Source organism: Adhaeribacter radiodurans, assembly GCF_014075995.1.
In the GTDB taxonomy this organism is placed as follows: Bacteria; Bacteroidota; Bacteroidia; order Cytophagales; family Hymenobacteraceae; genus Adhaeribacter; species Adhaeribacter radiodurans.
Window position 1 is genome coordinate 4,750,329 of sequence record NZ_CP055153.1, and the last position, 12,899, is coordinate 4,763,227.

A 12,899-nucleotide genomic window follows, 5' to 3' on the forward strand; every position below is an offset into this window, starting at 1 on the left:
AATTAACAGAACATTTGCTGCAATAACCCTTTTTTAAATTGCTCTGTTTTTACTATTTGGGTTTGGCAATGATTTATTTTTGCATCAATGGCCGAAAGGAAATCAGCAATTTTGGTTTGTTTCACCAGAGAGGAAGGAATAATTAATGGACAATTTAATACATCCTCTTTTCTTAAATTGGTTTGTCCTACACCTGAATCAAATGATAAATAATAATCATTCCTATTAATCAAATAAATTAAGAAAGCGTTGTTGCATTTATCTTCTCGTAGCGCACAGATCCTTTGATTTAAGGTATATGTATTATCGTTATCAATTAAATAACATTTAGCTAATGCTTTCCCATTAGGCACGTCACTCATAACCAAAACAATATCATTTTTGAATAAACTTAAAATTTGTTTATTAGAAAACTTTTTGATTCTGCCCTCTGTAGAAACAAACTTTGAATTTACAACAATGTACTTACCATTAATATCAATATCATTTTCATGTGCTTTCCCATTGATAAATTCAATTACTTCACCAACAAGTTTCTCCTCCCAATCCGGGAAATCCTTGCCGTTATCATCCTTAAAGCGAATTTCCTGAAAGAATATTTTTTGCATTACACCTTTTTTGTATTGCTCTAAAAGGCTTTTCTTTTTCTTTAAGGCTTGTAGTTTTTCATCTACTGCTGAAAGGAATGATGCTATTTTCTGTTGTTCCAGAAGAGAGGGAATATTAATTTCAACTGAAGCAATATCTTCTTGACCAATTGTGGTCATTGTTGTTGTTTTTCCTCTCTTAATAAATTTATTTCTAGTATTTGATGTAATAAAATTGTAGGCTAAGAATGAAGGAAAAGCTATATCCTTTTTAGGTTGCATTCGAATAAGATGCCCATCATAAGTTAAATCCTCTTCATTGCTTAAATTTATATTCGAATGAGCAATACCTTTTTTTACTAATGAAGACCTCGTAAAAAAAATATCCCCATATTCAACTTTATTTTTGAGAAATTCCTTTTTATCAATGAACTTGTTTAGAGTTTTGGTTTATTAGGGATTTTACGAATAAATAAGACGGAGAAAGCAATTAAAATAAGCACGAACCAGTGTAGTGCTTTGGTTTCGAATCGAATGAGCAAAGCTTTGAAGCTGTCCATCCAGGCGTTAGCTCTTTCAATGGCATTTCTCTGCTTAAAGAGTTGTTCATCAAAATAAATATATTCATCCGTGATTTGGCCATTCCTGGGATTAGTGGCAATATTAGCTTCTATTTTCATTTCTGAACATATACTTCTAAAAGCTTGGGAATCAAATCCGGCATCGGCATTTAAGAATAAACCTTTAGTTTCAATACCTGCTTCTTTCAATAAATTACATAATTCTTTAAATACTACTTCAATCTCATACAAGTCATGGTGGGCTCCTGATACTGGTAAACTACAAGCCAGCATCTGCCCTTTGTTATCAGCTAAAAACAGGCTATTGCAACTATTGGCCGCTTTCCTGTTTTGATAACCAATGCATTCCCCTCCCTGCTTACAGATAGTCTGACTACCATCTAACTGAACACCTGATAAATCTAGTAAGCAACGCTGGCTTTTTAGTAGGCCAAGCCATACATTCTTAAAACTCCCATCATTTACCCACTTTCGAAAATGATGATACACGCCTTGCCAGCTAATGGTTGGGCCAGTAAATATTTCTTTTAGGGGTAACTCTCGCCATTGACAGCCTGTTTTCAACCGATATAAAATACCTGAAATAATGGCTGCTGGTGCTACTTGTAATTTACTGCCTCTCTTTCCTTGGCTCAAATATGGAACTATCCACCGATTTATTTTATCTTCGCTTAATACTGCCATTGAAATAGGAACTTGTGTAAAGTGTCTTTGCAAACTCTTTTACACTCCTATTTCTTTGGTAGTTTTAAAACTCTAAACAACTTCATTGATAATTCGATAGCCTTTTCCTACTTTTTTAGGGTCATTAAAAACACCATTACTAAATTTATTTTTACTTAGCTCTATTAGGCTCTTCCTTTCCCAATCCTCTGAAAATTCAGGAAAACGCAAGGCTGGTATATTTTTTTGTTTTTCCATATTCTAGAAAGGAGTAGAAATATTAAGTTCCCGGCAAAAACCAGTAATCAATTTATCAGTTTTCACAATTTGCATATCTAGCACTTTCAATTCATCCGCAATAGCATTCAGGTCAATGCTGTCGGCAGCTTCAAACGTATCTACATAACGTGGAATATTCAGGTTGTAATCGTTTTCGGCAATATCAGTGAGTAAAGCTTTTTTACTGTATTTGGGTTCTTCGGTGCGGTTGCGGTAGGCATCAATTAATTTGATAATATCGGCTGGCCGTAACACATTCTGGTTTTTTACTTTTTCGTAGTGCTGGCTGGCATCAATGAATAAAATATCTTCGGGGTTTTCGCGGCATTTTTTAAAAACCAAAACACTGGTAGGTATGCTGGTGCCGTAAAATATATTGGCCGGTAGACCAATAACGGCGTCTAAATAATTGCGGTCTTCTATTAAATACCGACTAATGTGCTGCTCGGCTCCGCCTCTAAATAAAACCCCGTGCGGTAATACCACGGCCATGGTGCCATTATCGGCTAAATGGTAAATCATGTGCTGCACAAAGGCAAAATCGGCTTTGCTGCTGGGGGCCAGTTTGCCGTACTGGCTAAAGCGGTCGTCGGAGGTAAAAAGCGGGTTGGCGCTCCATTGCGCCGGGAAAGGCGGGTTGGCTACAATGGCCTCAAATTGCTTATCGAGGTGCTGCGGGTGTTCTAAAGTATCTTCCTGCTTTATATTAAATCGGCGGTAATGCACGTTGTGCAAAATCATGTTCATGCGGGCCAGGTTGTAGGTGGTGCGGTTTTGTTCCTGTCCGTAAAAGTTGCTTACTTCCTGCACTTCTTTGGCTACCCGCAACAATAAAGAACCCGAGCCGCACGTAGGGTCGTACACCGATTTTAATTTGCTTTTACCCGTTGTAACAATTTTAGCCAGTATTTTGCTTACTTCCTGCGGCGTATAAAACTCCCCGGCTTTTTTCCCGGCCCCACTGGCAAACTGGGCAATCAAATATTCGTAGGCATCGCCCAAAACATCTAGTTCGGTTTGCTCCAGCTTAAAATCTATTTTATCTAAATGCGCCAGCACTTTGGCTATAACTTGGTTACGGGCTTCTGGGGTTTTGCCCAGCTTGGTGCTGTTTAGGTCAATATCTTCAAACAAATGGTCAAAGTCTTCTTCGCTTTCCGCGCCCATGGTACTGAGCTGGATGTTGTTCAGCACCTTTTGCAAATCTTCCAGGATAAAATTGCTTTCAATTTCTTCCGCCTCTTCGTCAGACGCTTTTTTATTGCCACGTTTGGCTAACTCACTAAACAACTCCGCCGGTTTTAAGAAATAACCTAGTTTTTCAATGGCTTCTTCTTTTATGGCTTCAATTATTTCCTGACCTTCGGCGGTGTTTTCGTTTATGTCGTGGTATTTAATGCCGTCTTGTTTTAAAATATCGTTGGCATAAATCTCCATTTTCTCGGCCAGGTACTTGTAAAAGATAAATCCCAGAATATAATCTCGGAATTCATCGGCATCCATTTTTCCTCTAAGCGTATTGGCAATATTCCAGAGCTGTTGCTCCAGTTGTTTTTTATGGTCTTCGGACATTTATCTGTTTCTAATCTTCGTATCTGTGGATTAAACTATTTGCTTTAACTCAAAGCAAAAAACGTTTAAGTTACCAATTGTTTATTTTATTCCAACATAGAAGTCAAGAACAGCCTTAATAAGACCTATTAATCAATTGAGTAAAAAAGTAATTTTCCTTTAATATGAATATCTTCAAACTATGAAAGTTAAAAAGAAGCTACACCTAACTTAATTTAGCTCAAAAGCTGATTATTCAACGAAAGAAGTGTTAGAACAGGCAGTCAGCCCAGCGGTTAGAAAAGCTTCACGAGAAGCTATGAAAATAAAAGGTTTTGTTATAAAAGCCACAAATGGCTGGGTAATCCGGGAAGATAAAAACGATACTCTTACGAAATTATTATCTACTGAACCCGTAAACTCCTTGCAACCCATTGCCCTCGATTAATTCTACGCTACAATTACTCATGTTTGCCGGACCTAACAGCTCCGGTAAGGGCACTATTATGATTGCGTTAAAGGCTTAAAGGAAAATAAAGGAAGTAAACCGCTGCTTGAAATCTTAAAGGCTCTCAAAAGTCTAACCTTACTTCTCCAGTTCGGCCACTTCCTGCATAAACGCAAATGCTTTTTGCAAGGCTTTCATGAGCGCATCCAAGTCGATGGGTTTACTAATAAAGGCATTCATGCCGGCCTCAATACAAGCTAATTCATCTTCGGTAAGAGCACTGGCAGTGGTGGCAATAATGTACGGTTGGGGACTATTCTCTTGCGCCCGGATAGCCCGGGTAGCATCCAAACCATCCATTTCGGGCATTTGTACATCCATCAGAATTACGTCGTAGCGGCTTTGCTCGCAGGCAGTAAGTACTTGTAAGCCATTCTCGGCCATTTCGATGATGTAACCCAAACGTTCTAGCGCCATGCGGGCAAATAACTGGTTTATCGGATAATCTTCGGCCACTAAAATGCGCAGCGGATACTGATGCGCAAACTTTTCCGAAAGTTTATGTTGGGCAGTGGCTGGGCTAACTTCCGGCCGTTGGTGCTGCATACTTTCTTTAATTGCTTGTTGTAGCGCCAGGTATTTTACTGGTTTACTCAAGGTACAGCTAAACAACGCACGAGCTTCGGCATCTAGTTCGTTACCTAAGGGGCATAATAAAATAAGAGGCAAGTCAGGTTGCTGCTGGCGCAAGGCCTGGGCCAGAGACACACCATCCATACCAGGTAATTGCCGGTCGGTGAGTACCGCATCAAAAGTTTGTTGCTTTACAACAGATAGTGCTTCGCGGGCCGAAGCTACTGCTACCGGCTTATACTGCCAGTGCTGCAATTGCTGGCACAACCACTCGCAACAAGTAGCATTGGGGATTACCAGCAAAATAGTTTTATGCTGTAGTTCACCAGCATTTACGGGTGTTACTACGTCGGTAACGTTAAGGTCCGGGGCGGCAGCGGTAAGCAGGGTAAACCGGAATGTTGCTCCTGCTCCCGGCTGGCTGATAGCGCTAATTTCTCCTTGCATTAACTCCACCAATCTTTTACAAATAGCCAATCCTAAGCCTGTACCCCCGTATTTGCGGGTAGTTGAGGAATCGAGTTGAGAGAACGGTTGAAACAAACTGGCCGCCTTCTCCGGCGAAAAACCAATGCCGGTATCTTTTACCGTAAATCTTAACTTTAATTGATCGTTCTCTAATAGTTGTTCCAGCGTTGCCTTTACCACAATCTCGCCTGCGGCAGTAAATTTTAAAGCGTTGCCTACCAGGTTAATGAGAATCTGCTGCAAGCGGCTATAATCTCCCACAATGCAGTTTGGTAATTTGGAATCGAGTTCATAGAGTAATTCTAATTGCTGCTGGGCGGCTTTACTGGCAAACATATCCAGCACCTCTTCCAGGCATTCCCGGAGGTTAAAAGATTGCTGTTCCAGCTCCATCTTACCCGATTCAATTTTAGAAAAATCGAGCACATCGTTTATTACCGTTAACAGGTTTTTACCCGAGCGGCCGATAATTTCGGTAAAGTTGCGCTGCTCCGCATCTAATTTGGTTTCGGAGAGTAAAGCGGTCATGCCAATAACCCCATTCAGCGGCGTACGGATTTCGTGGCTCATGGTAGCCAGAAAGATACTCTTGGCCTGATTGGCTTTTTCGGCTTCCTGACGCGCTTGTTCTGCTTCTTCTTTGGCTTGCTTTTCGTACTCCTGCTGATCGAGCAACTGCTCATTTAAATGTTTTAAATGAGTGGCTTGCCTTTGTAATTCTTCTTTCTGATGACTTACCTGCGCCGTGCGTTCCTGCACTTGTTGTTCCAGTTTAGCTTGCTGCTCCCGGATAGTTTGTAAGCGGTTGCGGTAAAAAGCCAATACACCCCCTGTAACCACTCCGGCCAGCAACAACCGGAACCACCAGGTCATCCAGTAAGGGGGAGTAATAATTATTTTTAAAGTAGTAGGCTGCGGGTTCCAAACCCCATCGTTATTGGCAGCTTTTACCCGAAAAGTATACGTTCCTGGGTCGAGGTTGGTGTAGGTGGCTTTGCGCTCGGTACCTACGTGGCTCCATTGTTTGTCAAAATTTTCCAGAATGTAGGCATATTGGTTTTTTTCCGGAATGGTATAATCCAGGGCAGCGTATTCCAGGGCAAAAACAGCCTGGTCGTAGGGCAGGGTAAGTGTTTTCGTCTGGCTTATATGTTGCTGCAAAGGCGAATCACCCCCAATATCTACCGACTTATTAAATAAATGTAAATCGGTTAATACTACCGGTGGCACATTGGTATTATCTACCATTTGTGCCGGTTGAAATAAGTTAAACCCATTACTGCCGCCAAAAAAAACTTCCCCATTTTGGGTAATCAGACCCGACCCGTCTGTAAACTCATAACTTTGCAAGCCATTGTAAGGGCTATAGTTTTTAAACGTATTTTTTTCGGGATGAAAGCGGCTTACCCCGTTGTTGGTGCTCAACCACAAAAAGCCCGAGGCATCTTCCACGATGCTATTGATAACGTTGCTGGGCAAACCATTTTTTTCGGTGAAAAAAGTAAATTTATTGGTTTTCTTGTTTAATACGTTCAATCCTCCACCCATGGTACCCACCCACAAATTACCCCGCCGATCTTCCGTAATAGAAAAGATTACATCGTGGCTCAGATTATTATTTGCTTTATCGTAACGGGTAAAGGTTTGCGTTTCCGGGTTAAACTTGTTCAAACCACCTGAATAAGTACCTACCCAAATATTACCCGCCTTGTCTTCGTACAAAGCCCGGATATAATCGTTGCTCAGGCTGTTGGGGTTAGCGGGGTCAAACTTGTATTGCGTTATTTTTTGGGTTTTAACATCCAGCTTATTCAATCCGCCCCCACCGGTGCCAATCCAGATATTACCTTGTCGGTCTTCGATTAACCGGAAAACAGAGTTATTACTTAAATGATAAGGAGAGTTACCGGCTTTATAATGCGTAAAAGTATTTGTTTTCCAATTGTAACGATTCAATCCGCCATCAAACATGCCTATCCAGAGATCGTCGGTTTTCTGGCTCTGCACCAAATCCAATACCGCCGGGCTAGCCAGAGAATTTTTATTCCTCGGGTTCGGCAACCACCGCGAGAAGGTCTGGGTTTCCCGGTTAAAAAGATTCAAGCCGCCACCATCGGTTCCTACCCATACATCGCCGTTGCTTTTTTCGGCAAAGGCCGTCACAATATTAAAACTTAAACTGGTAAGGTCGGGGTTATGACTCTGGTATAAAGCAAAAGTAGATAAATTGCGGTCGTATTTATTTAAACCGCTGGAGTTCGTACCAATCCATAAAATTCCCTGCTTATCCTGCAGCAAGGAAATTATTGAATTATGACTTAAACTGTTTTCAACTTCGGATTTCTTGGCGTAATGCTGAAATTGGTCTGTGGCGCTATCGTAAAGACTTAAACCTTGTTCGGTACCAATCCAGATTTTACCCGGGGCGGCATTGGTAAGAGCATAAACAGTATTACTGCTCAACCCATTAGCATTACCCGGATTATGCCGAAAATGCGTAAAAGTATTAGTAGCAGCATTATATAAATCTAAGCCCCCGTACGTACCCACCCAAATATCACCGTTTTCTTCCGGCAGCAGAGCAGTAACATAGTTGTACGTCAGGCTTTGGGCATTATTATCGTAGTGGAGGAATTGAGTAATTGTTTTGGTGCGGGGATCGAAGCGGTTCAGCCCACCGTAGGTACCAATCCATAAGTTGCCCTTAGTATCTTCGGTAATAGAGGCAATACTGTTGTTGCTTAAATGGTTGGTATGCCGTGGCCCCGCCATAAAACGGGTAACCTTACCGGTTTTTCTATCAAACAAATTTAAACCTGCCATGGTACCCAGCCATAAATTTCCCCGGCTGTCCTCGAAAATAGCCGTAACGGCTTTATCACTAATGGCTTGTTTATCGTTGAGGTTAGCCGGGTAATGCACAAAAGTATCGTTAGCCCGATCGTAACGGCTCAATGTTCCGCCGTTAGTTCCTATCCATAAATTACCAGCTTTGTCTTCGTAAAGCGCCATAATATCGCTGGCCGGAATGCTGCCGGGTTTGTTAGGATCGTGCCGGTAAACGGTAAAGTTGTATCCATCGTACTTATTTAACCCATCCATGGTGCCGAACCACATAAATCCGGATTTATCTTTCAGAATACACATAACCGTACTCTGCGATAAACCTTGCGCATTGGTTAAGTGCGTAAATTTTAGATCTGGTGCTTGGGCAAAAATGGCCAGGGCACAGAAATAAAAAAGGATACTAAAAAAGAGTTTTTTCATCTTAATAATTACGGCCACCTTCGTGAACTATTCCGGTGAGTATTTTTCAATAGTTATTGGGCTAGCAACTTGGAGAATCCGCTCAGCCTATAACCTTTATTGCTATAAATCAATTTTACTCTAATGGTGCAACAGTGTTTTTTATTAAAATTTTTCCAAAAGGAAGCATCTAATAAAATTTATATTTATTTACTATAAAATAATAAGTATACTAACCATGTAAATAGTACATTTTAATTATAAAATAAAAGTTTACCAGTGATTTAACCTTTATTAAATGCAATTCGTTTACCAAATACTAAAGTAAGAAAACCAATAAGTTATCCGGCAATACCAGGTAAACAATTTTAATATTTAGTTAAAATAAACCTCTACAATTCTAATAATAGTTACAAAAAGTTTACGATTTACTTTTACAGTATCCATCAATTGAAATTTATAGTGCTACTGTTTTTTAAAAATAACTGATTAAAATTATAGAACTATCTACTATAGATTTTAATAAGTTGAAATTTATTCTATCAATAAAAAGTAAAAGTTTAAAGTTCCTAAAACTAAAATAGTGCTATTATATTACCAATTATAAGAGTCACATGATTAAGCTTGAATTAGATACTTGGCTATTAAAACAGTTGCTATAATGGTTAAGAATCCTTTTTAATTTTGAATAAAGAATTACTTTATTGTTGGGCAGCGAGTATAAGCTTTAAAAATAGATGTATCCTATATGAAAGCCATTGTAATTACTCAACCTGGTGCCCCACATGTTTTACAACTTCAGGAAAGGCCTGCGCCTGTTCCAGCCGCACACGAAGTTTTGATTCAGGTAAAAGCCGCCGGCGTAAACCGGCCCGATGTTTTTCAGCGGAAAGGTGGTTATCCGCCACCTCCAGGCGTGCCGGCGGATATCCCGGGATTGGAAATAGCTGGAATAATTACAGAATGCGGCGAGGAGGTAAACCGCTGGCAACCGGGTCAGGCAGTTTGTGCTTTATTGGGTGGTGGTGGTTATGCCGAATACGTAGTTGCCGATGCGCGCCATTGTTTGCCCTTACCGGCCAACTGGTCTTTTGCGGAAGCTGCTTCTTTGCCCGAAACTGTTTTTACCGTGTGGCACAACGTATTTCAGCGCGGACATCTACAAGCCGGCGAAACCTTTTTGGTTCACGGCGGTACGAGCGGTATTGGTATCACCGCTATTCAATTAGCCAAGGCGCTCGGTGCCCGGGTATTTACCACGGCGGGCAGTCCGGATAAATGTGCGGCCTGCCTCACTCTAAGAGCAGATAAAGCAATTAATTATAAAACCGAAGATTTTGCCGAAGCTTTCGCCAGCGATGGGGTAGATGTTATTCTGGATATGATTGGAGGACCTTATACGCCCAAAAATATTCAGCTTTTAAAACCGGATGGACGCTTGGTATTTATTAATGCCATGCTAGGTAACCAGGGTGAGTTTAATATTATGGATGTAATGCGCCGGCGTTTAACTATTACCGGCAGCACTCTGCGTCCGCGTGAAGCAGATTTTAAAGCAAACCTGGCCGCTGATATTGAAAAACACGTTTGGCCATTACTGCAAAACAAAAAATTCAAACCGGTAATCTATCAGGTACTACCCCTTTCCGAGGCAGCTCAAGCCCACTCTATTATGGAAAGTAGTGAACATATTGGCAAATTAGTTTTAGAAGTAAATTGATTGTGGCTTAAGTACCTGGACAAAAATAAATATACATTCTCACGCGTAGTTTTAGTGGAAAAACAACCACCCCTACCCCTCCTAAACTTAGGAGGGGAGCTATTACCCAAATTATTATCTATCATTTAATTTGTCTCTTTACTTAGATAGCAAAATAAAAACCTCCGTTCAATTAAAAATTCTACAGCAACTTTTAAGAAAAAGTAAAAAGTAATTCACATTTACGATTACACCCAACTTAAACAAAAGCAGGCAGTTACTTTTAATAAGCAAGTAGTACGCCTCACACAATTCTGCACTCTTGTAAGGCTTTATTAAAAAAAAATTTCAATTGAAAAGGATTGCTTTTTGGCGATAATAGTAAATTTAAGTAATTAGAGGTGCCAAAAAGGTTTATCCCTATGACTCTTACAACTACTTCGCGCCGTAATTTTTTAAAAACAACCAGTTTAGGCTTAGCTAGTCTGCCAATGTTTTTACAGGCCTGCGCCAGCGGGAAAGCTGCTGCCAAAGCTTCTTCTTATTTTGTATACGTTGGTACTTACGCCAAACCCGACCAAGACAGCATTTTTGGTTATCGGTTAAATACCGATACCGGCGAACTAACGCGTTTACTAGCCGTAAAGGGAGGCGAAAACCCCTCGTTCCTGACTTTAGATTCGAAAAAAAGATTCCTGTACGCGGTAAATGAAATTGGTAATTATAATAATGCCAAGAGTGGCGCGGTAAGTGCCTTCTCGGTAGATCCCGGAACCGGACAATTGACTTTATTAAACCAGCAAGCTTCGGAAGGTTCGTCGCCGTGTTATATTTCTTTAGATAAAACCGAAAAAGTAGCTCTTGCGGCTAATTATGGTGGTGGTAATGTAATTGCCCTACCAATCCAGGACAATGGTTCCTTAAAAAAGGCGGTCGGGAATGAGCAACACCAAGGAAGCAGCATATCTAATCGGCAATCTGGCCCGCACGCGCACTGCATTATTCCCGATCCTAAAAACAACTTTATTTTTGCAGTAGATTTAGGTTTAGATCAGGTACTGGGTTATCGTTTGGATCCTAAATCGGCCAAACTTACCCGGGCTGCCCAACCTGCTTTTCAAACCAAGCCGGGTGCGGGTCCGCGCCACCTTACCTTTCACCCGAACGGCCAATTTGCTTTCTTGATCTGCGAACTTAACTCCACCGTAATTGCTCTGACCTACAATGCCAGCCAAGGTACTTTTTCAGAGATTCAAGCGCTCTCTACTTTACCCACTGATTTTACCGGCGAAAGTTACTGTGCCGATGTACACGTTTCGCCGGATGGTAAGTTTCTTTACGGTTCTAACCGGGGCCATAATAGCATAGCCGTATTTAGTATTAACCCAACTAATGGCCAACTAACACTGGTGCAGCATGTAAGCACCCAAGGTAATTGGCCCCGTAATTTTGCTATTGATCCATCGGGCAAAATTTTAATAGCCGCTAATGAGCGTTCTGACGATATTTTTACTTATCGCATTGATTCAGGTACCGGTCAGCTAACCCCTACTGGTTTTTCGGCCCAAGTACCCAAGCCAGTGTGTGTGCAGATAGTTGCGGATTTTAATGGTAAAAAAAGCTAAGCATACATGGGCAAGATAATACTGCTTCCATAGTCTATTAAAAGGTAAAGAATTCTATCAATGGTAGCTGGTAAATTATTCTTTCTTCCGGCGTTGCTGTTCCAGGGAATCCCAAAGTTCTGAGGGTATCTCGTCGAAATGATTGAATTCACCGGCTCCTTTGAGCCATTCGCCGCCGTCTATGGTAACAACTTCGCCGTTTATAAAAGAGGCATAATCGGAAACCAGGTAAGCGGCGAGGTTGGCTAGTTCAAGGGGTTCACCTAATCGTTTCACCGGAACGCGCTTTACCGGATCCACTATATCAACCAGATTTGGCGGAAAAAGGCGGCTAAAAGCACCTTCCGTCGGGAAAGGTCCCGGGGCAATGGCGTTGGAACGAATATCGTATTTAGCCCATTCTACCGCTAACGAACGGGTAAGAGCCAGTACACCAGCTTTGGCGCAGGCCGAGGGTACTACGTACCCGGAACCCGTCGAGGCATAGGTAGTAACAATGTTTAAAATAGTACCCGGCTGTTGCTCGGCAATCCAAAGCTTTCCTAAAGCTAAAGTCGTGTTATAGCTGCCTTTTAAAACAATATCAGTTACTACGTCGAAGGCTTTGGGACTGAGTCGTTCGGTGGGACTAATGAAATTACCGGCGGCATTATTAATTAAAACGTTTATGGTACCTAATTTTTCCCTAGCCGTTTGCAGCATGGTTTCCACGGCTTGGTAATCGCGTACATCGCAGGCAATTGGTACAATAATGCCACCTGTACGTTCGTGCAATTCGGCTGCTGTTTGTTCCAGCACCTCCAACTTACGACTGGTAATTACTACTTGGGCTCCCAACTGCAAAAATACCTGCGCCATAGATTTACCTAAACCCGTGCCGCCCCCAGTTATAATAATGGTGTTGCCTTTTAAGGCGTTTTCTTTTAACATCAAATCTGTTCTCATTCTCTTGATTCTGGTTAGAATTTACCTAAACGGACACTGGTCTTAAAGTGATATAAATTATGCCCAATCTTATAAATTTATTGCCATAGGAGCTAGAACCTAAACCCAGTTTAAACCCGGCAGGTTTTGAAAACATTTTTGTACGAAACCTGCCTGAAATGGAATCAAGTAATA

At 41.2% G+C, this 12,899-nt stretch carries 9 protein-coding genes; 3 read left to right on the forward strand and 6 right to left on the reverse strand.

The window, feature by feature from the left end:
* Positions 1–2 precede the first annotated feature (2 nt).
* The 4 genes from HUW48_RS18930 to HUW48_RS18945 form a co-directional block, all read right to left on the reverse strand.
* On the reverse strand, positions 3–1,016 hold the full coding sequence (locus HUW48_RS18930) for a restriction endonuclease subunit S (RefSeq protein ID WP_317173806.1): 1,014 nt from the start codon (positions 1,014–1,016) through the stop codon (positions 3–5).
* Between the two features lie 8 nt (positions 1,017–1,024).
* Positions 1,025–1,852, reverse strand: coding sequence for a transposase (locus tag HUW48_RS18935; protein WP_182412169.1), 828 nt, complete (start codon positions 1,850–1,852; stop codon positions 1,025–1,027).
* A gap of 72 nt (positions 1,853–1,924) precedes the next feature.
* Positions 1,925–2,089, reverse strand: coding sequence for a hypothetical protein (locus HUW48_RS18940; protein ID WP_182412432.1), 165 nt, complete (start codon positions 2,087–2,089; stop codon positions 1,925–1,927).
* A gap of 3 nt (positions 2,090–2,092) precedes the next feature.
* Positions 2,093–3,682, reverse strand: a complete 1,590-nt coding sequence (locus HUW48_RS18945; RefSeq protein ID WP_182412433.1) for a type I restriction-modification system subunit M — start codon at positions 3,680–3,682, stop codon at positions 2,093–2,095.
* A gap of 298 nt (positions 3,683–3,980) precedes the next feature.
* Between HUW48_RS18945 and HUW48_RS27365 the strand changes: the two genes are divergently transcribed.
* Positions 3,981–4,109, forward strand: a complete 129-nt coding sequence (locus HUW48_RS27365) for a hypothetical protein (protein ID WP_262891457.1) — start codon at positions 3,981–3,983, stop codon at positions 4,107–4,109.
* Positions 4,110–4,247: 138 nt separating this feature from the next.
* On the opposite strand, the gene HUW48_RS18950 is transcribed toward HUW48_RS27365, so the two are convergent.
* Positions 4,248–8,477: a hybrid sensor histidine kinase/response regulator gene (locus HUW48_RS18950; RefSeq protein ID WP_182412434.1), complete on the reverse strand. Its 4,230-nt coding sequence runs from the start codon at positions 8,475–8,477 to the stop codon at positions 4,248–4,250.
* Between the two features lie 727 nt (positions 8,478–9,204).
* On the opposite strand from HUW48_RS18950, the gene HUW48_RS18955 reads away from it, so the two are divergent.
* The gene (locus tag HUW48_RS18955) at positions 9,205–10,176 is read left to right on the forward strand and encodes an NAD(P)H-quinone oxidoreductase (RefSeq protein ID WP_182412435.1); all 972 of its coding nucleotides are present in this window, start codon (positions 9,205–9,207) and stop codon (positions 10,174–10,176) included.
* 401 nt (positions 10,177–10,577) lie between these two features.
* The gene (locus HUW48_RS18960) at positions 10,578–11,780 is read left to right on the forward strand and encodes a lactonase family protein (RefSeq protein WP_182412436.1); all 1,203 of its coding nucleotides are present in this window, start codon (positions 10,578–10,580) and stop codon (positions 11,778–11,780) included.
* Positions 11,781–11,855: 75 nt separating this feature from the next.
* On the opposite strand, the gene HUW48_RS18965 is transcribed toward HUW48_RS18960, so the two are convergent.
* On the reverse strand, positions 11,856–12,725 hold the full coding sequence (locus HUW48_RS18965) for an SDR family oxidoreductase (protein ID WP_220463952.1): 870 nt from the start codon (positions 12,723–12,725) through the stop codon (positions 11,856–11,858).
* Positions 12,726–12,899: the final 174 nt, after the last annotated feature.

Excerpts from the sequence above, each read along its gene's own strand:
- HUW48_RS18965 (WP_220463952.1), bottom strand. The coding sequence starts at position 12,725 with ATGAGAACAGATTTGATGTTAAAAGAAAACGCCTTAAAAGGCAACACC.
- HUW48_RS18935 (WP_182412169.1), bottom strand. The coding sequence starts at position 1,852 with ATGGCAGTATTAAGCGAAGATAAAATAAATCGGTGGATAGTTCCATAT.
- HUW48_RS18955 (WP_182412435.1), top strand. The coding sequence starts at position 9,205 with ATGAAAGCCATTGTAATTACTCAACCTGGTGCCCCACATGTTTTACAA.
- HUW48_RS18940 (WP_182412432.1), bottom strand. The coding sequence starts at position 2,089 with ATGGAAAAACAAAAAAATATACCAGCCTTGCGTTTTCCTGAATTTTCA.
- HUW48_RS27365 (WP_262891457.1), top strand. The coding sequence starts at position 3,981 with ATGAAAATAAAAGGTTTTGTTATAAAAGCCACAAATGGCTGGGTAATC.
- HUW48_RS18960 (WP_182412436.1), top strand. The coding sequence starts at position 10,578 with ATGACTCTTACAACTACTTCGCGCCGTAATTTTTTAAAAACAACCAGT.
- HUW48_RS18950 (WP_182412434.1), bottom strand. The coding sequence starts at position 8,477 with ATGAAAAAACTCTTTTTTAGTATCCTTTTTTATTTCTGTGCCCTGGCC.
- HUW48_RS18945 (WP_182412433.1), bottom strand. The coding sequence starts at position 3,682 with ATGTCCGAAGACCATAAAAAACAACTGGAGCAACAGCTCTGGAATATT.